The 18,235-nt window shown below is 69.4% G+C and carries 15 protein-coding genes; 8 read left to right on the forward strand and 7 right to left on the reverse strand.

Features of this window, described 5'->3' with window-relative positions; genetic code table 11:
* Positions 1 to 132 precede the first annotated feature (132 nt).
* Together ABH935_RS30575 and ABH935_RS30580 are read left to right on the forward strand one after the other, a co-directional pair.
* Positions 133 to 1,401, forward strand: a complete 1,269-nt coding sequence (locus tag ABH935_RS30575) for a cytochrome P450 (RefSeq protein WP_370381406.1) — start codon at positions 133 to 135, stop codon at positions 1,399 to 1,401.
* A 450-nt stretch (positions 1,402 to 1,851) separates the two neighbouring features.
* The gene (locus tag ABH935_RS30580) at positions 1,852 to 3,606 is read left to right on the forward strand and encodes a protein kinase (RefSeq protein WP_370381407.1); all 1,755 of its coding nucleotides are present in this window, start codon (positions 1,852 to 1,854) and stop codon (positions 3,604 to 3,606) included.
* A gap of 48 nt (positions 3,607 to 3,654) precedes the next feature.
* Here the strand turns inward: ABH935_RS30580 and ABH935_RS30585 are convergent, their stop codons facing one another.
* Positions 3,655 to 4,887, reverse strand: a complete 1,233-nt coding sequence (locus ABH935_RS30585; RefSeq protein WP_370381408.1) for a serine/threonine-protein kinase — start codon at positions 4,885 to 4,887, stop codon at positions 3,655 to 3,657.
* A gap of 43 nt (positions 4,888 to 4,930) precedes the next feature.
* Positions 4,931 to 5,851, reverse strand: coding sequence for a LysR family transcriptional regulator (locus ABH935_RS30590; RefSeq protein ID WP_370381409.1), 921 nt, complete (start codon positions 5,849 to 5,851; stop codon positions 4,931 to 4,933).
* A gap of 87 nt (positions 5,852 to 5,938) precedes the next feature.
* Here ABH935_RS30590 and ABH935_RS30595 point away from each other — a divergent pair, with 87 nt between their 5' ends.
* Positions 5,939 to 6,391, forward strand: a complete 453-nt coding sequence (locus ABH935_RS30595) for an ester cyclase (RefSeq protein WP_370381410.1) — start codon at positions 5,939 to 5,941, stop codon at positions 6,389 to 6,391.
* An 18-nt stretch (positions 6,392 to 6,409) separates the two neighbouring features.
* Here the strand turns inward: ABH935_RS30595 and ABH935_RS30600 are convergent, their stop codons facing one another.
* From ABH935_RS30600 to ABH935_RS30615, 4 genes are all read right to left on the reverse strand, one after another.
* Complete coding sequence (locus tag ABH935_RS30600) at positions 6,410 to 7,393, reverse strand: LacI family DNA-binding transcriptional regulator (RefSeq protein WP_370381411.1); 984 nt, start codon at positions 7,391 to 7,393, stop codon at positions 6,410 to 6,412.
* 105 nt (positions 7,394 to 7,498) lie between these two features.
* A complete protein-coding gene (locus ABH935_RS30605) occupies positions 7,499 to 8,002 on the reverse strand; it encodes a GNAT family N-acetyltransferase (protein WP_370381412.1) in 504 nt (167 codons plus the stop codon).
* 70 nt (positions 8,003 to 8,072) lie between these two features.
* Positions 8,073 to 9,290: an NAD(P)-binding domain-containing protein gene (locus ABH935_RS30610; protein WP_370381434.1), complete on the reverse strand. Its 1,218-nt coding sequence runs from the start codon at positions 9,288 to 9,290 to the stop codon at positions 8,073 to 8,075.
* 28 nt (positions 9,291 to 9,318) lie between these two features.
* Positions 9,319 to 9,867 carry an OsmC family protein gene (locus tag ABH935_RS30615; RefSeq protein WP_370381413.1) on the reverse strand — a complete coding sequence of 183 codons (549 nt, stop codon included), beginning with the start codon at positions 9,865 to 9,867 and terminating at the stop codon, positions 9,319 to 9,321.
* Positions 9,868 to 9,962: 95 nt separating this feature from the next.
* On the opposite strand from ABH935_RS30615, the gene ABH935_RS30620 reads away from it, so the two are divergent.
* Genes ABH935_RS30620 through ABH935_RS30630 form a run of 3 tightly spaced genes read left to right on the forward strand, consistent with a single transcriptional unit; the run spans position 9,963 to position 13,035 of the window.
* The gene (locus ABH935_RS30620) at positions 9,963 to 11,210 is read left to right on the forward strand and encodes a homoserine O-acetyltransferase (RefSeq protein ID WP_370381414.1); all 1,248 of its coding nucleotides are present in this window, start codon (positions 9,963 to 9,965) and stop codon (positions 11,208 to 11,210) included.
* A complete protein-coding gene (locus ABH935_RS30625) occupies positions 11,207 to 12,556 on the forward strand; it encodes an O-acetylhomoserine aminocarboxypropyltransferase/cysteine synthase family protein (protein WP_370381415.1) in 1,350 nt (449 codons plus the stop codon). The genes ABH935_RS30620 and ABH935_RS30625 overlap by 4 nt, the downstream gene beginning before the upstream one ends.
* Positions 12,553 to 13,035 (forward strand): CoA-binding protein, encoded by a 483-nt coding sequence (locus tag ABH935_RS30630; RefSeq protein ID WP_370381416.1) that lies wholly within the window; start codon positions 12,553 to 12,555, stop codon positions 13,033 to 13,035. Before ABH935_RS30625 ends, ABH935_RS30630 begins: the two co-directional genes overlap by 4 nt.
* A 153-nt stretch (positions 13,036 to 13,188) precedes the next feature.
* Here the strand turns inward: ABH935_RS30630 and ABH935_RS30635 are convergent, their stop codons facing one another.
* Positions 13,189 to 13,842, reverse strand: coding sequence for a polysaccharide lyase family 7 protein (locus ABH935_RS30635; protein WP_370381417.1), 654 nt, complete (start codon positions 13,840 to 13,842; stop codon positions 13,189 to 13,191).
* Positions 13,843 to 14,091: 249 nt separating this feature from the next.
* On the opposite strand from ABH935_RS30635, the gene ABH935_RS30640 reads away from it, so the two are divergent.
* Both ABH935_RS30640 and ABH935_RS30645 read left to right on the forward strand, forming a co-directional pair.
* Entirely contained in the window at positions 14,092 to 15,702 is a 1,611-nt protein-coding gene (locus tag ABH935_RS30640; RefSeq protein WP_370381435.1) for a glycoside hydrolase family 28 protein, read from the forward strand.
* Positions 15,703 to 15,743: 41 nt separating this feature from the next.
* Positions 15,744 to 17,960, forward strand: coding sequence for a PQQ-dependent sugar dehydrogenase (locus ABH935_RS30645; RefSeq protein WP_370381418.1), 2,217 nt, complete (start codon positions 15,744 to 15,746; stop codon positions 17,958 to 17,960).
* Positions 17,961 to 18,235 lie beyond the last annotated feature (275 nt).

Consider the following 18,235-nt stretch of genomic DNA (forward strand, 5'->3'; position numbering starts at 1 on the left):
TCCGCCTTTGTGGCGGGGCGCGGACTTTTTCGTCAACCGACTGTCCAGCCGCATGAACCCTGGGAAGAGTGAGCACGTACCGAGCAGAGAGCTGATTCAGTACCCTCACGAACGCTGACCAAGGAGCTGCGCATGGAGCCGGACGGCACCGCCCAGGATGCTCAGAACAGCTGCCCCAGACACCGTCTGGACCCGCTCGGCGGCAGCCCCCATGCGAACAACGCCCGCTGGCTGACCGACGGCGCCGCGGCTCACGTCCTGATGCCCGGCGACGTCCCCGGCGCCCTGGTGCTCGGGCACGCCGCCCTGAAGGAGTTCCTGGCCTCCCCCGACGTCTCGAAGGATCCGGCCAACTTCGCCGAGTACCAGCAGGGACGCGTCCCCGACGGGTGGCCTTTGTCAGGATTCACGCTCAATCGCAGCATGCTGACGGCTGACGGGCCCGAGCACCGGCGCCTGCGCGCGGCGATCGGGAGCACGTTCACGCGCGGACGCATCAAGGCTCTGCGGCCGGCGATCGAGCAGCTGGTCGATCGGCTGCTGGACCAGATGGAGCAGGCCGCCTCGGCGTCGCCGGACGGCGTCGTGGACCTGCGGACGCAGTTCACGTTGCCGCTGCCGCTGGAGGTGATCTGCGAGCTGCTGGGCGTTCCGCAGGCGGCTCGCGCGCGCCTGCACGAGATCAGCTCGGTGCTGGTGAACACGGACGTGGAACCGGCCCGGGTGATCGCCGCCAGCCAGGAGATGCTGGCGGTACTGAGCGGTATCGTGGCGGACCGGGCAGAGCAGCCGCAGCAGGACCTCATCAGTGAGCTGACAGCCCGCGCCGCCGATCCGGCACTCCTGAGCCCGGAGGAGGTCACCGGCTCGCTGCGGAACCTGTTCATAGCCGGCCACGAGACGACCATGGCGCTGCTGATGAACGCGGTCCGCGCACTGTCCGCACATCCCGAGGCGCTGGACCTGGTCCGACACGGCAAGGCCACCTGGGCCGCGGTGGTCGAGGAGACCCTGCGCTGGGACGGTCCGGTGAGCTACTTCCCGCTCCGCTACCCGACGAAGGACCTGGACGTCGCGGGACTGCGCATCGAGGCCGGCACCGCGGTCCTGGCCGGATACTCCGCGGCCGGCCGGGATCCGGCGGCCTACGGCCCGGACGCCGACCGCTTCGACGTCACCCGCGACGAGCGCGTCGAGCTCCTGGCATTCGGCTACGGGCCGCACTACTGCCTCGGTGCGCCTTTGGCCAGGCTGGAGGCAGAGGTCGCGTTGGAGCGGCTGTATGCGCGGTTCCCCGAGCTGAACCTGGCCGTCGGAGAGGACGAGCTGGAGTATTCGCATACGTTTGTCGGCAATCTCGTGATCGCGTTGCCGGTGCGGCTCGGGACCGCTCGCGGATGACAGACCCCAGACCTCGGTGAATCTGCGCCCTGCGATCCAGAACTACACCTGACGCGACACCCGACCCGACGCACGACCCGCCACCGAACCGACTATCCTGTCGCGAGGCTTCCGGTCGGCATCGATCGCACACACGCGGCCTGCGTCAACGCCGTTCGACAGCCCACACTGTCCACACCGGCCCGGACCCGCCGCGCGCGGTCCGATCGACTGTTCCAGGAGCGTTCACGCGATGACGGGGTCCTTCGAAGGGTTCTCAGAGGGCGGATTGTGACAATTTGCGGTATGCGGAACCGCAGCTGACCTCGAGAACGAGCGAAACGGTCTAGGAGCAAGCATGGCTAGACAGACGGCCTGCCGCATCCTGGTTGGCTGTAAAGGTCGTCTGGCGACGCCAGGCGCCGCTCATAGGCCGTTTCGCACCGCGAATTGTCACAATCCGCCCTCTCAGTGCTCGAACCGGCCGATCCGCCCGAGATCGGCCGCTACCGGCTCTACGCGAGGCTCGGCGCCGGGGGCATGGGCCGCGTCTACCTCTCCACGCTCCCGGGCGGGCGTCCGGTCGCCCTGAAGGTCGTGCACGACGGGCTCGCCGCCGACTCCGAGTTCCGGCGGCGCTTCGCGCTGGAGGCGCGGGCGGCGCAGCAGGTGAACGGAATCCACATCGCCCAGCTCCTGGACGTCGGCGCGGACGATCCGATCCCGTGGCTGGCCACCGCCTACATACCCGGCCCCTCGCTGTTGGAGGCCGTGCGGCTCCAGGGGCCGCTGCCGGTGCAGACCGTCCGCATCCTCACCGCGGGCATCGCGCGCGCTCTGGACGCCATCCACCAGGCGGGCCTGATCCACCGGGATCTGAAGCCCGCCAACGTGATCCTCGCCGAGGACGGACCGCGCGTCATCGACTTCGGCGTGGCCCGCGCCGCCGACTCCACCACCGGCCTGACCGGCGGACGCATCGGCTCGCCGCAGTACATGGCGCCGGAGCAGGTGCGCGGCCAGTCGGCGACGCCGGCGCTGGACGTCTTCGCCCTCGGCGCCCTGACCTTCTTCGCCGCCACCGGACGCCAGGCGTTCGGCGAGGGCGAGGAGCTGTCGATCCTGTACCGCATCGTGCAGGAGGAGCCGGACCTCAGCGAGTGCCCGCAGGTCGTGCGCGATCTGGTCGCGGCGTGCTTGAACAAGGACCCCGAGGCTCGTCCCGACCTCGCGGCGATCATCCGGTACTGCGAGGGCGACAGCACCGCGGCGGGTCCCGGCTGGCTCCCCGACGGCGTCGCCGAGATGGCCCGGGCCCGCAGTGAGTCCTCGACCGCCCTGCTGGCGCAGGCGCCGACCGTCCGTGACGGGGCGTCGCAGGAGGCGCAGACGCCGGTCCTCGCCGGTGCCGGAGCGGTCGCCGGGACCGCAGCTTCTCAGGGCTCTGGGACAACTAGTCCTCTCCCCCACCACGAGGCGGCCACAACAGCCCTGCCCGCGAAGGGCGGCACCTGGACCACCGGCAAGGTCGTGGGCCTGGTCGTCGGCGCGGCCGCGCTGAGTGCCGTGGCGGTGATCGCGGTCAGCGCGATGACGAAGTCCTCGAACAATCATGCCGCTTCCGGCCCCGCGGCCGCCCAGAGCTCGACCAACCCAGCCGCGCAAGCGGCGAAGAGCTCGACGGCCACGAGCGGCCCGACCACGACGCCCCAGAACGCCGGCGGCACGAACCCGACCGCGTCGTCGGCCGGCGGCTCGACCAACACCGCCGGGTCGGACGCCTCGACCGGCGACACGTCGGCGGCCGCGCCGGCGAACACCGCCGGCCCGCTCACTTCCGGGACCGACCCCGTGGCCTGGCAGGGCCAGCTGGTCTTCGGGACCGACGGCGTCACGCTCGGCAAGACCAGCATCGCCTACACCAGCGGCATCTACAGCGACCTGGAGCTGAGCACATCCCACCAGCCCGCGGGCCAGTACGGCTTCGGGCGTTTCGGCGTCACCGGGAAGCTCATCGCCTGGACCGGGGCGAACCCGCCGTCCCGCCAGGACTGCGTCGACAGCCTGAATTCCAACGGCAATCTGGGCGCCACCGTGCCGCAGGGCGGCCTGATCTGTATCAAGGGCGAGAACTACCAGGTCGCGGTCGCGCGGATCATCTCCGTCGACACGAACAAGAACCAGGCGACCGCGAAGTTCGTGCTGTGGTCGGCGCCCATGCAGTAGGGATAGGGAATAGCTGGTCGCGCGAGGCTAGTCTCCTGAGTCAGGAGACTAGCGCCGCATCGCTTGGAAGCGTCGCAGAACCTGGACGAACTCATCCGAAGGATCGAGCAGCGCTTCGGCGCGATCCGTCAGCCGCAGCAGGCGGATCGCGCTCGCGGCGCCGTCGCCCCGGGCGTATCCGGCCCGGACGCGGCCGAACTCTGCCATCAGTACCCTGCGATCACCGCCCTGGCCGGCGGCCTTCATGAGCTTGACCGCCTCGGCGAACTCGCGGTCGGCGTCGGCGTAGCGGCCGCCGTTGAGCAGGTGCTCGGCGGATTGGATCCGTTGCTCGGCCAGAGTGGCGGGGTCGGGCGCCGCCGGCGGGATCGGCTCCGGTCCCGCCGCTCCCCCGCTGCCGAGCGGCGTGGCAGGGTACTGAGCCTGCGGCGCGGTCATCGCCGTGTGCATGGCGGTCAGCTCGTGCGCGACGACGACCGCCGGAGGACGTCGCTCCGCCTGCTTGTCCATCATCGCCGCGACCAGTGGCGACAACCGCTCCGGGATGTCGGCACGCCAGGAGGACAGCGGCCGCGGCTGCTCGAACTGCACCCGCCGCAGGGACTCCGCCAGATCGGGACCGGCGAAGAACGGCGATCCGCCGGCGAACAGCGAATAGAGCACGGTGCCGAGCGAGAACACGTCCCACGCCGGTGAGGCGGTCTCACCCCGCACCTGTTCGGGTGCTGCGAAGATCGGGGTTCCCATCATCTGGCCGGCCTGCGTCATCCGGGTGAGGTCCGGCGCCAGCACCGCGGCGATGCCGAAGTCGCACAGCTTCACCGCGCCGCCGTCCAGGACCAGGTTCGCCGGCTTCAGGTCGCGGTGCACCACCGGCTCGGGCAGGCCGTGCAGATACCGCACGGCCGAGGCCGCCTGGACGCCGTACCCCATGACCTCCTCGGCCGGGAGCATCCTGCGCTGCTGCTGGATCGTGCCAAGGTCCGGTCCGGACAACAGCTCCATGACGACGTACGCAATACCCTCATATACGCCGCGGTCGTGCACCGTGACGATCGCCGGATGCCGCAAGGAGGCCATGACCCGGGCCTCGCGCTCGAAACGGGACAGGAAGGCCTGGCCGGCGGCTTCGGTGGCCTCCGTCGTCCGCAGCGTCTTGACGGCGACGGGCCGGCCCAGGCTCTCGTCGTGGGCGCGGAACACCTCGCCGAAGCCGCCGCGGCCGATGCGCTCCACCAGCCGGTAGCGGTCGCCGAGTGCCATCCCTGGGGCCAGTTCCATGGTGGGAATGGTACTGATCGCGTTCGGGGCACGAGTCGGGTCGTCAGCTGTCGCGGAGTCGGTCGGCCTGGAGTCGCTCGGCCTGGCTCTGCAAGGCGGTCACCATCGCCTGAGCCTGTGCGGATGACCGGGGCCGCGTCACCGCCAGCGTCCCGCGCCCGGCCCACTGGCTGTCGGTGACGGCCACCGCCCTGACGTCGGCTGGAAGCGCCGGGAGGGCCACGCTGGGGATGACCGTGATGCCCAGTCCGGCCGCGACCAGGCCGAGGCGGGTCGACCAGTTGCGTGACGTGTGCGCGATGAGCGGTTCCGACAAGGTCGGCCATGCGCCGAACTGTGGCTCGCCCGGCGTGGCCTCGCCCGCGATCCAGTGCTCCTGCTCCAGATCCGCGGCGGTGACATTGGTGCGGCCGGCAAGGCGGTGGGTGTCCTTGACCGCCACCATCAGGCCGCCGTGACGCAGCGTCGTTTGTCGGAGCTCACTGAGGTCGTAGTCCGGCAGCCCGTGCCCGATGCCGATGACGGCCACGTCCAGTCGGCCCGCGCGCAGCCGCCGCAGCAGCGCGGGCGTCGCGGCCTCCTCCAGGACGACCGCGAGGCCCGGATGCCCGGAGGTGATCTCAGCCATCGCCCTGGGAACCAGCGCCATGGCGGCGGTCGGGTACGCGCCGATCGTCAGGCGCCCGGCGAGCCGATCGCGCAGGCCCGCCAGCTCCACCTCGGTGGCGGCCAGGTCGGCGAGGATCTCCGTCGCACGGCGCACGATCACCTGGCCCGCCGGGGTCAGTGCCACGCCGCGGCGGCTGCGCTCGAAGATCCCGGCCCCGGCTGCCGCCTCCATCGCGGCGATCTGGCGGGAGACGGCGGACTGCGTGTAGCCCAGCGCTTCGGCGGCCCGGGTGAACGATCCCCGTTCGGCGACCTGCTGGACGATGCGCAGACCGGTCAGCGTGAATTCGGCCATGCGACGAAAATAGCATGCGCTTCAGTCATGGATAGAGTGCCGAACCATCGTTGGACAGCACGCATCTTCGCGGGCAGGCTGGATCGCATGACACAGGAATTCACACGTGACGAGCTCGTGGCACGTCTGGTCAGGGCCGGCGAGCTGGAAGTGTCCGGCGAGGACATGGCCGAGGCCGCGACGTACTTCGACCCCGAGACGTTCCGCTTCCACGGGCCCGACGGCTTCGAATCCGACTTCGCCGGCCTCATGGCCTACTTCGACGCGGTCCGCGCCGCCTTCGAAGACCGCACGATCCGCCGCGGCATCGTCCTGGCCGAGGGTGACCACCTGGCCTGCCAGACGTGGATCGAGGGCACCTTCGTCCGCGAGTTCACCCAGTCCCCGGCCGGCCCGCTTCCGCCCAACGGCGCACGCGTGGTGTTCGACCTGATCAACATCTTCCGTTTCGACGACCGGGGACGCATGGTCGAGGAATGGGTCCGCGTCGACAACCGCAGCGTTCTGCGTCAGATGGGCGTCGCCGATCAGGCGGCATAGGCAAGCACGCAGCGTGGATCAAAGTAAGTCGGGCGGTCCCGTGGAACCCCGAACCACAAGCCTCGGCTCAGTGGGAATCACCACGTCGCCCGGCGCCGCCCCCTCCAGCTGATCGATGATCGCGTCAGCCCCGTACCGCCCGAGTTCCCCCAGCGGCATGGCGATCGTCGTCAGCGCAGGCGTGAGGTAGGCCGCGATCGGGAAGTCCTCGTCGCCGATCAGCGACAGGTCGTCGGGGATCACCAGACCCGCTTGGTGTGCGGCGTGGATGGCACCGATCGCCTGGGCCAGGGAGCTCGCGTAGACGGCTGTCGCCTGGCCCGCCTCGATGATCGTGGCGGCGGCTGTCGCGCCGCCGGCTTCGGTGAGGTCGGCGTGCTCGATACGGCAGACCGTCAGCCCATGCAAGAGGGCTGATTCGGCGAAGGCGCGGGCGCGGTCGTCGCTGGGGGTGATGCCGGGCGGGCCGGCGATGTGAGCGACGGTGCGGTGGCCGAGGTCGGCGAGGTGGCGCAGGGCCAGGCGGCTGGACTCGGCGACGTCCATCACGACGTTGCGGCCGGTGCCGGGGACCGCGCGGTTGAGGAACACGTGCGGGATGGCGGATTCGGCCAGGGCGGCGATCAGTTTGTGGTCCGGGCGGGAGGAGGCGACGATCAGGCCGTCCACGCGGCCGGCGTGCACCAGGTCGCGGAACGCGGTCATGGCCGACTGTTCGTCGAAGTCCTCTGACATCACCGCCACGTAGCCGCGCTCCGCCGCCCGCTCGAAGGCGCCGCGCGCGATGGCCACGGCGGTCAGGTCGGTCAGCCTCGGCACCAGCAGGGCCACGGTGCGGGCGTTGGACGTCGCCAGCGCGCGGGCCGCCACGTGCGGGCGGTACCCCAGGGCCTCGGCGGCCTCCATGATGCGCAGCCGGGTCTCGGGACGCGCCGAGAAGTCCACGACGCCGTTGAGCACCTTGGAAGCGGCGGCCTTCGACACCCCCGCGCGCTGCGCCACGTCGGCCAGCCGAGCACGACCCCCGCGAAGGCCGTTCTGCAGACCTTGATCGGGTTCTGATACCACCGCCACCGCCCTCGCCGTCGCCTGGCTGCCGCGACTTTATCAGGGCCCGATCTGGAACAGCAGCCGGACCTTGGCGGCCGCGCCCTCGGTTGGCTGGAATTCGTGGCGGGAGACCGGTCCGGCGGCGACGGCGTCGACCAGCTTCGGCCAGAACCGGGACGCCGGCACGTTCGCGGGCAGGAAGCTGAGCGTCCAGGGCCCCGGGTGCCGCCGGAACAGCAGCCGGGCCGCCTGTCCGGCGACGCCGCGGCCCCGCCCCCGATGCCCGCGCACGACGAAGAACTCGCCGACGTTCCACGGGCCCACGTCGCCGGCCACGTCGCAGCGCGCGAGCGCGAACCCGGCCGGCCGACCGGCCACGGTGATCAGGTACGCCTCGCGCGCCGGCTCGATGAAATAGCTGTCGAGCCAGGCGAAGTCGAACGTGCCGTGCGCGGACAGCTCGCTCGGCTCGAACTCCGAGGAGTCGTGCAGGTAGAGCTGCAGGAGGTTGGCGATGACGGGTTTGTCAGCGGCGTCCACGGCCAGAAGATCCACGTCCATAGGCTCGTCAAATCACTCGTTGCCGGGTGACGGCTTGCCAGGCTGCTGACTCACCCGCCGTCGGGCATCGCTATCGGGCAACCAGATAGCCCGACAGGTGCTCGACCACCTCTCGGGCGTCGTCCTCGGCGCCGTGGATGAACGTGGATTTGCGCCGTCGCAGCACTGGCAGCCCCAGCGCGTAGAGCCCGGGGCTGTCCTGTACGACACCTCCGTCGTGCCGCAGACGCCCCTTGCCGTCGAGCACCGGCACATCGAGCCAGTGGTAGTCGGGCTGGAACCCCGTGGCCCAGATGACTGTCCGGATCTCGCCGCCGCGAAGATCGAGCTGGAGTCGCGGGGAGGCCGGCACCCGAGTGGGTTCTGGCGCCTCGGGCTTGTCGTCGATGTCGGGCCCGGCAGTCAACGCCCAGGTGTCGAACGTGGCCAACAGCCGGTTCATCTTCAGGTCTGCGAGCGAGCACACGTTGCGCAACCCTCCGGAGAACAGCGCACGGCCGTCGCGGACGGCCGCGAACCGACCGACCGGCTCAACTCCCTGGTCAATCAGAGTATTGAGATCCACGGCAACGCGCCCGGACGTCCCCGCCAACTGCGGCGACGGCAGCCTCCGGGCCCGCTCCAGATCGTCGACCTCGTCGTGCCGCTGGTCCCACACGCCGGAGGCGTCCATCCACCACAGGACGTCGCGTCCTCGGTAGACGCGCGGCAGGCGCACGTGCTCCCCCACCGACAGCACCACCGGCCGTCCGCTCCGCCGGATCTCCCCGGCCAGCTGCACGCCGGTGGCCGACGCGCCCACGACGAGCACGCCGCCGTCGGGAAGGCCGTCCGGACCGGTGTAGTCGAAGGGAGTCAGCTCTCTGATGGAGTCCGGCAGCGTGCCGCCGACCGCCGGCACCGTCGGGATGTTGCAGGCACCGCTGGCGATGACCACCGTCCGGGCCTGTATCTCGCCCTGGTCCGTCCGCACGCGGTATCCGGTCCCCTCACGCCGTACCGAGGTGACCGTGACGCCGGTCCGGACCGAAGCCTGCGAGGCGGTGGCGAAGGCGCCGATGAAGTCGGCCACCTCGCCGGCCGTCATGTAGCCGTCAGGATCAGGACCCTGGTACCGGTGCCCGGGCAGCCGGCTGAGCCAGTTCGGCGTCAGCAGCCGGAGCGAGTCCCAGCGCTCGCGGCGCCAGGAGTTGCCCACCTCGCCGCGTTCCAGGACGAGGTGGTCGATCCCCCGGGCCCCCAGGAAGTGGCCGGCGGCCAGGCCGGCGTGCCCGGCGCCGACCACCAGCGCGTCGGTGTGCTCGATGACCGGCCCCTCAGGCGACTTCGACGGTGACGTCCGTCGGGTTGGTCAGCGCGTCGAACACCGCGGAGCGCTTCTGCGACTGGGCCACCAGCGCCTCGATCTCCTCGCGGGAGGCGTCAGCGTCGATCGTGAAGGACACCTTGATGTCGTTGAAACCGTTGCGGACATCGCTGTCGGCACCGAGGATGCCGCGGATGTCGTGCCGGCCCTCGACGGTGGAGGACACCGAGCGCAGCTGGATGCCGCGGTTCTGCGCGACCGCCGCGACCCCGGCGGTCAGGCAGCCGGCCAGGCCCACCAGCAGGTACTCGATCGGCGTGATGCCGTTGTCCTCGGCGGCGAACACCGCGGGGTGGTCGGCCTCGAAGACCGACTCGGCCTTGTGGCTGTGCTCCTCGCCGAGGCCGAAGAAGTCCTTGACCGTGGTGGTGCTGTGCACGCCGTCACGCCAGGTGGAGGTGGCCCGCCAGGTGAACTGCGCCGCTTCGGGGGCGCCCTTGAGGACCTCCCGCGCGTCCAGCAGCGCCTGCACGTTGACTCCGTTGGTGACCGTGGTCATGGGTCGAGCCCGCCTTCCGCCGATGACGTGAGGTGTCTGTAATTCCTACCTGGTTACTCGACAATACACTGGTGGCGGGGCGTACCATAGCCCCCATGCACAAATCCGCCGCGGTTCCGACCGGCTCGGTCGGCTCCGTCGGCACCGTCGAGACGCGGTTCCTGGACCTGCCCGAGCCAATCGTGCTGGACTGCGGCCGGGAGCTCAGCGGAGTGCGGGTGGCGTACGAGACGTATGGACGGCTGTCCGAGAAGCGTGACAACGTCATCCTGGTCTGCCACGCCCTGAGCGGCGACGCGCACGCCGCCGGCGTCGCCGCGAGCGCACCGACGGCCGGCACTCGCGACGGGTTCGCCGCCGAGGACCGCGACGGCGGCGCCGGTGCGGGCCTGGGGTGGTGGGACGGGATGATCGGGCCGGGCAAGGCCTTCGACACCGAGCGATACTTGATCATCTCTACCAACTTGCTGGGCGGATGCCGCGGGACCACGGGGCCGTCGTCGACGAACCCTGAGACCGGGCAGCCCTACGGCCCGGACTTCCCGGTGCTCACGGTCGCGGACATGGTGCGGACCCAGCGCGCGTTCCTGGACCGGCTCGGCATCTCGCGGTTGGCGGCCGTGGCCGGCGGTTCGCTGGGCGGGATGCAGGCCCTGGAGTGGGCGATCCTGTTCCCCGACCAGGTCGACGCGGTGGTGGCCATCGCCTCGACGCATGCGCTGCATCCGCAGGGCGTGGCGTGGAACGCGATCGCGCGGCAGGCCATCATGGGCGATCCGGCCTGGCAGGGCGGTCGGTACTACGGGACCGGGCAGGCGCCGGACGCCGGGATGGGGGTGGCGCGCATGGTCGGGCACGTCACCTATCTGTCGGGGGCGGCGCTGGAGGCGAAGTTCGCCAGACGGCTCCAGTCGGGTGAGGAGATCCGCCACACGTTGAGCGAGCCGGAGTTCGCGGTCGAGAGCTATCTGAGCCATCAGGCCGCCTCGTTCGTGAAGCGGTTCGATGCGAACACATACCTGTATCTGTCGCGTGCGTTGACGTACTTCGATCTGGCGCGGCAGCATGGCGGCGGGTCGCTGGAGCGTGCGTTGGAGGCTGTGAAGGCCCGGACGTTGCTGATCGCGTTCAGCTCGGACTGGCTGTATCCGCCGGTCGCGTCGGCCGAGATCGCCGACGCGCTGGGTTCGCTCGGCAAAGCCGTCGACTATCACCTCATCGAGGCGCCGTACGGCCACGACAGTTTCCTGCTTGAGGAAGCACGCCAGATCCCCATCGTCCGCCGGTTTCTGGAGGATCGGTTCGCGGCGGACGGGGCCGAGACGACGACGAGGACTTCATGACCGGCGAACACCCGCGGACCGAGCAGCCGCACGAGTTCGGGTTCGAGACGCGCCAACTGCACGCCGGGCAGCGTCCCGATCCGAACACCGGGGCGCGGGCGGTGCCGATCTACCAGACGGCCAGCTACGTGTTCGAGGACCCGGAGTCGGCGGCGGCGTACTTCAATCTGCAGGAGTACGGGAACACGTACTCGCGGATCATGAACCCGACTGTCGCAGCGTTCGAAGAACGGGTCGCGAACCTGGAGGGCGGGAGCGGGGCGGTCGCCTTCGCGAGCGGGATCGCGGCGCAGGCGGCGGCACTGTTCACGCTGCTGGAGCCGGGCGACCACGTGGTGTCGTCGTCGGCGCTGTACGGCGGGACGGTGAACCAGTTCAAGCACCTGTTCCGGAAGATGAACGTGGAGCTGAGCTGGGCCGATCCCGACGACCCTGACGCCTGGGCGGCCGCGGTGCGGCCGAACACGAAGGCGTTCTTCGGGGAGACGATCGGGAACCCGGCGGGAAACGTGCTGGACATCGAGGCGCTGGCCGGGATCGCGCACGCGCACGGGCTGCCCCTGGTCGTGGACAACACCTTCGCGACGCCGTACCTGTGCCGGCCGATCGAGTGGGGCGCCGACATCGTGGTGCACTCGGCGACGAAGTTCCTCGGCGGCCACGGGACGAGCATCGGCGGCGTGGTGGTCGAGGCCGGGACGTTCGACTGGTCGAACGGGCGCTTTCCGGTGGTGGCCGATCCGTCGCCGGCGTATCACGGGCTGCGGTTCCACGAGACGTTCGGGGCGTACGGGTACCTGATGAAGCTACGGGCCGAGACGCTGCGCGATCTCGGCGCGGCGCTGTCGCCGTTCAACGCTTTCCTTTTCCTGCAGGGGCTTGAGACGCTGTCGCTGCGCATGGAACGGCACGTGACCAACGCGGGGCTGATCGCGGCGTTCCTCGACGGGCACCGGCTGGCAGCGAACGTGACGTATCCGGGGCTGCCGGGGAGCAAGTACCAGCCGCTGGTGGAGAAGTACCTGCCGCGCGGCGCCGGGGCGGTGTTCTCGTTCGACTGCGCCGGCGGCCGGGCCGGCGGACAGGGACTGATCAGCGGCGTGACGCTGTGGTCGCATCTGGCGAACGTCGGGGACGCGAAGAGCCTGATCATCCACCCGGCCAGCACCACGCACCGCCAGCTCTCCGACGACGAACTGCGTGCCGCCGGCGTCGGGCCGGGAACGGTGCGGCTGTCGGTGGGGCTGGAGTCGGTTGAAGACCTGGTGTGGGACCTGGAGCAGGCTTTCGGTCAGGTCGGCGAGGCAGTAGGGCTCGGCAATCCTATGAAGGGCGACGCGGCATGAGTGATCTGGGGCGGTATCAGGACCCGCTGACCATCCAGCGCGTGCTCAACTCCGCGCGGACGATCGCCGTGGTCGGGCTGTCGAACAACGAGCTGCGCGCGAGCTACTTCGTCGGTTACTACCTCAAGCGGCACGGCTACCGGGTGATCCCGGTGAACCCCCGCGAGAGCGAGATCCTCGGCGAGCGCTGCTTCGCGAGCCTGCGCGAGATCCCGGAACCGGTGGACGTGGTGAACGTGTTCCGTGCCCCCGACGCGGTGCCGGACATCGCGCGGGAGGCGGTGGAGATCGGGGCGACGGCGCTGTGGTGCCAGTTCGGCGTGATCAGTGAGGAGGGCTCCCGGATCGCCGAGGAGGGCGGGCTGAGCGTGGTCGTGGACCGCTGTATCAAGATCGAGCACGCGCGATATGCGGGGCGGATGCACTGGCTCGGGTTCAACACGCAGCGGATCACTTCGGTGCGGACTGGGTTGCAGTAGGTTGCAGAGCCCTCACTTGCCTGGGAGTGCTGGTGTCGAGTGGCACAGTTCGGCGGCGTGCCGCCGGTGGAAGCCCGCGCCGCACCGAAGTTGCTCCAGCGTCCAGCGCGACGACCCGAAGGCCGGGACCTCAGGCCCCGGCCTTCGGGCGCTTCAGTGCCACAGCTCGATGTTCTTGAAATGGGTCTCCGACTTGGCACCGGACAGGTTGTAGACCCCGTTCTTGAAGTAGAACCCCGTACCGGCCGGCTTGGTGTAGTGCGCGCTCAGCGCCAGGCGGTTGTTCACCCAGATCTGGACCAGATGGGTGCTCGGGTTGTACGCGGCGTCCAGATGGAACCAGCTCCCGACGATGTTGGTCGCCAGCAGCGTCCCGACGCTGTTGTACAGGTTGCCGTTCTTGGTCTGGATGTAGATCGCCTCGCCCTGCCCGTTGACGTGCACCTGCATGATGCACGTCCCGGTGGTGCCCGGGTCGATCTCGACGTCCGAGGACCACAGGTGCTCGCCGCTCGACCAGTTGCTGCCCCAGCGCATCTCGGTGCGCGCGCCGGTCGGGGTGCCCGGTGAGTACCCCTTGTCGCCCTTGAGGATGAAGAGGTTGTACACGCCGTTGGTGATCGAGAACCGGGCGGACTCGGGCAGGTTGTACGGGTGCTGGACCTTGTAGGTGTCCGTGTACTGAGTCAGTCCGGCCGTGGGATCCGTGGAGCTGCCGGGCGCCGGCGCGGCCTGCGCGGTACTCGCGAAGAAGCCCGCGGTGGCGGCGGCGCAGGCGGCCGCGGTGACGATCATCGAACGCTTCATCGTGTCCTGACTCCTCTTCCTCGTGCGGTCGAACCATCGAGGGCCATGGTAGGCGCGAGAGGGCAGATCTCATATATGAGATGCCGAGATACTTCAAGATCTTTTCTCCCGCAGACCTCCGATGAATGATCGACAGGAAGCGGCGTCAGCAGCCAAGATCAGGGATTTTGCCAAGAGTAAGGGTTCTTAACCTTGCCGACTCATCCGATGTGAGGTTCACTCAGGGCCGTGACAAGATATATTTTCGCCCTGCGAAGCAAGGGCACACCACGCCGCACCTCCCGTCTCGCGACCGCGCTGGCCACGACCGCCGTGGCGACACTCGCCCTGGCGGGCGTCCAGGGCACCGCAGCCGCCGCGCCTCATCCCGCGACCGCCAAGACCGCGACGACCGCCACGACCGCCACGACCGTCTTCAACGTCAAGAACTACGGGGCCACCGGCAACGGCTCCACCAACGACTCCTCCGCCATCAACAAGGCCGTCACCGCCGCGAACGCCGCCGGCGGCGGCATCGTGGAGTTCCCGTCCGGCACCTACAAGTCGGCGAACACGATCCACCTCAAGAGCAACGTCACCATCCAGCTCGATGCCGGGTCGAAGGTCGTCGGCTCCAACGCCAAGACCTACGACGCCGCCGAAGCGAACCCCTACGACAAGTACCAGGACTACGGCCACAGCCACTTCCACGACGCCATGTTCTACGGCGACAAGCTCTCCAACATCGGCTTCACCGGCTCCGGCACGATCGACGGCGGCGGAAACCTGATCGCCGGCAACCCCGGTTCCGGGCAGGCCGACAAGATCCTGTCGCTGACCCGCTGCACCAACCTGACACTCAGCGGGATCACGCTGGCCCGCGGCGGCCACTTCGGGGCGCTGATCAACGGCTGCGACGGCGTGGTGTCCGACCACCTCACGATCGCCACCTCCAGCGACCGCGACGGCTGGAACATCATCTCCACCACCCACGTCACCATCACCAACGCGAACATCTCCTCCAACGACGACGCGCTGGTCTTCAAGAGCGACTACGCCCTCGGGGCGACGCTGCCCAACGGGCACGTCACCGTCACCGGCGCCACGCTGAAGGCCAAGTGCTGCAACGCCCTGATGTTCGGCTCGGAGACCTGCGGGTCCTTCACCGACTACCAGTTCCATCAGATCACCATCCTCGGCGCCGGGAAGTCGGGCCTGGGCATGGTGAGCATGGACGGCGCCGACATCTCCGACGTGCACTACCAGGACATCACCATGACCGGCGTGCACTCGCCGATCATGCAGAAGATCGGCACCCGACTACGCTGCGGCGGCAAGCCCACCGTCGGCCATATCAGTAACGTGACATACCTGAACATCACCGGCACCGGCGCCTCCAGCCCGGACTACAGCCCGACGATCTGGGGCGCCGACAGCTCCCACCAGGTGACCGACGAGACCTTCGGCAACGTGAACCTGACCGTGCCCGGTGGCAAGGGCACCATGTCCACCGGCGTGCCGAGCAACAACGGCGACTACAACCCGAACAGCATCGGCACCCGCCCCGCCTACGGCTGGTACCTGCACAACGTCTCCGGGATCCACTTCACCGGCAGCTCGGTCAAGGTCGCCGCGGGCGACGGCCGGCCGGCGGTCATCGCCAACGCCGGAAGCGACGTCACCTTCGACGGGCTGACCGCGCAGACCGGCAGCTCCAGCCCGTTCGACGTCGGGTTCCAGAACATCACCGGATACTGCCTCAGCAACAGCCACAACACCTCCGGCGGCGCGTTGCGCGTCTCGGCGACCGGCTCCACCCAGAGCTGCGCTTCTGCCGCCACGCGGTACCACAACCTCCACCTCGACCTCTATCTCGGCTGAACGGAGCGAGCACAGCCATGCGCAAGAAACGCTTCACACGTATGAGAGGCCTGATCATCGCGGGCTGCGCCGCCGTGCTCGCGGTGGCCGGGGTGGTGACGGCGTCGGCCGCGACGCCGCACCCCTCGGCGGGGACGGCGGGAACAACAGGATCGACGGCAGTCGCGGCTCAGGCGGCTGCACAGGCTCGGGCAGTTCCAGCACATCAAGCAGTCCCGTTGGCCCAGGTCTACCCCGCGGCCTCCCCCGCCGACGTCCTGCTGTCGCTCAACAAGCCGGCGACCGCTTCCTCCTCCGGCAGTTGCTGCGCCGCCGCGCTCGTCGACGACGGCGTCTCCACCACCCGCTGGGCCAGCGCCGCGGGCGCCGACCCGCAGTGGATCTACCTCGACCTCGGCGCCACCGCGCACGTCAGCCGCGTCCGGCTGCAATGGGACACATCCTGTGCGACCGCGTACGAGATCGACGTCTCAGCCGACCACAGCGCCTGGACGAAGATCTACGGCACGACGGCCGGCAAAGGCGGCGTGGAGGACCTGACCACGCTCGACGGCGACGGCCGCTACGTCCGCATGTACGGCACGAAACGCTGCCGCAGCGACGCCGCCCACGGTTACTCGCTGCAGGAACTCGGCGTCTACGGCACGATCGGCGGCGACACCACACCACCGAGCGCGCCGGGCACCCCGACGCTGGTCTCCGACACCCCGAACAGCGTCACCATCGGCTGGACCGCCTCGACGGACAACGTCGGCGTCGCAGGCTACGACATCTACCACGACGGCCAGCTGTGCGCGCAGGTGAACGGCAGCACCCTGACAGCCACCTGCTCCGCCCTCAGTCCGAACGTCGCCTACGGCTTCTACGTCAACGCCCGCGACGCGGCCGGCAACGTCAGCCAGCCCTCCGGCACGCTGCACGTCACCACCCCGCCATCCGGGGACACGACGCCGCCGACGGTGCCGGGGAACGTGCACTCCACCGCGGTGACCGACAGCAGCGTCACCCTGGCGTGGACCGCCTCGACCGACAACGTCGCGGTGGCCGGATACCGCGTGTACAACGTGGTGAACGGCACGCGCACCGAGGTCGGCACCGCGGACGCCAACGCCACCGGCACCCAGGTCGACGGCCTCACCCCGAGCACCGCCTACCACTTCCAGGTCACCGCCTACGACGGCAACGCCAACGAGAGCGCGGGCAGCACACCGCTCGTGTACGTCACCACCTCGGCGCCGAGCAGCTGCTCGCCCGCCCAGGGCGTGTGCACCGTGACCCAGGTCGGCACCGACGACGACGTCGTGTGGGGCCTGGTCACGCTGCCCGATGGCACGATCCTGTTCAACGAGCGCGACGCCCACGACATCGTGCACCTGAACCCGAAGACCGGCGCGAAGAAGAGCATCGGCACCGTGCCGAACGCGCAGAGCACCGACGGCGAGGGCGGCCTGACCGGGCTGGAGATCAATCCGGTGAGTTTCGGCTCGGACCACTGGCTCTACATCATGCACACCTCGCCGACCGACAACCGGATCGTCCGGATCAAGTACGACCCGGCCACCGATACCCTGCAGACCGGCACCGAGCAGATCCTGCTGACCGGGATCGAGCGCAACAAGTTCCACAACGGCGGACGGCTCCGCTTCAGCCCGGACGGCAAGTACCTCTACGCCGGCACCGGCGACGCACAGAACGGCGCCAACGCACAGAACACCAGCAGTCTCAACGGCAAGGTGCTGCGGATCGACCCCGACGGCACTATCCCGCCGGACAACCCGTTCCACAACGCGGTCTGGAGCTACGGGCACCGCAACGTACAGGGTCTGGCCTTCGACTCCCAGGGCCGGCTGTGGGAGCAGGAGTTCGGCAACAACATCATGGACGAGACCAACCTGATCGTGAAGGGCGGCAACTACGGCTGGCCCTCCTGCGAGGGCACCTCGGGGACGTGCGGCACAGCAGGATTCATCGCTCCGAAGCACACCTACCCGGTGGCCGAGGGCTCGTGCAGCGGAATCACCATCATCCGCGACTTCCTGTACGTGGCCTGCGAACGCGGCACACGGCTGTACCGGGAACAGATCACCGGCAGCAGCCTGACCAACGTCCAGCAGTACTTCGTCGGAACGTACGGCCGGCTGCGCACCGTCGAACCGGCGCCGGACGGCGGGATGTGGATGGCCACGTCCAACGGCGGCGACAAGGACAGCATCCCGCACAACAGCAACAACCAGATCTTCCACGTGACAGTGGCCTGATCGGCCCTGGTGGAAGGAGAAGGCAGGGCCGGGCCGCCGAGGAGAATCCTCCGCATCGGCGGCTCGGCCGCTGGCCGAAAAACAGCGGCTCGCAGGCCGTTCCGATCGAGCACGTCCACCGCGCGGTGCACCACGCCGTGGACCGCCTGACCGGACACCGGGGACGACCGGTGGGCCTGCGAGCCGGGTGACTGTTGGAGATTAGCCCGCCGCCCCGGACCTGCCGGGCGAGGCTCCGAAGCCTCGTTCGCGGGCGGGGCGGCTAGCTGACAGCC

This window comes from Catenulispora sp. GAS73, from assembly GCF_041262085.1.
Lineage (GTDB): Bacteria > Actinomycetota > Actinomycetes > Streptomycetales > Catenulisporaceae > Catenulispora.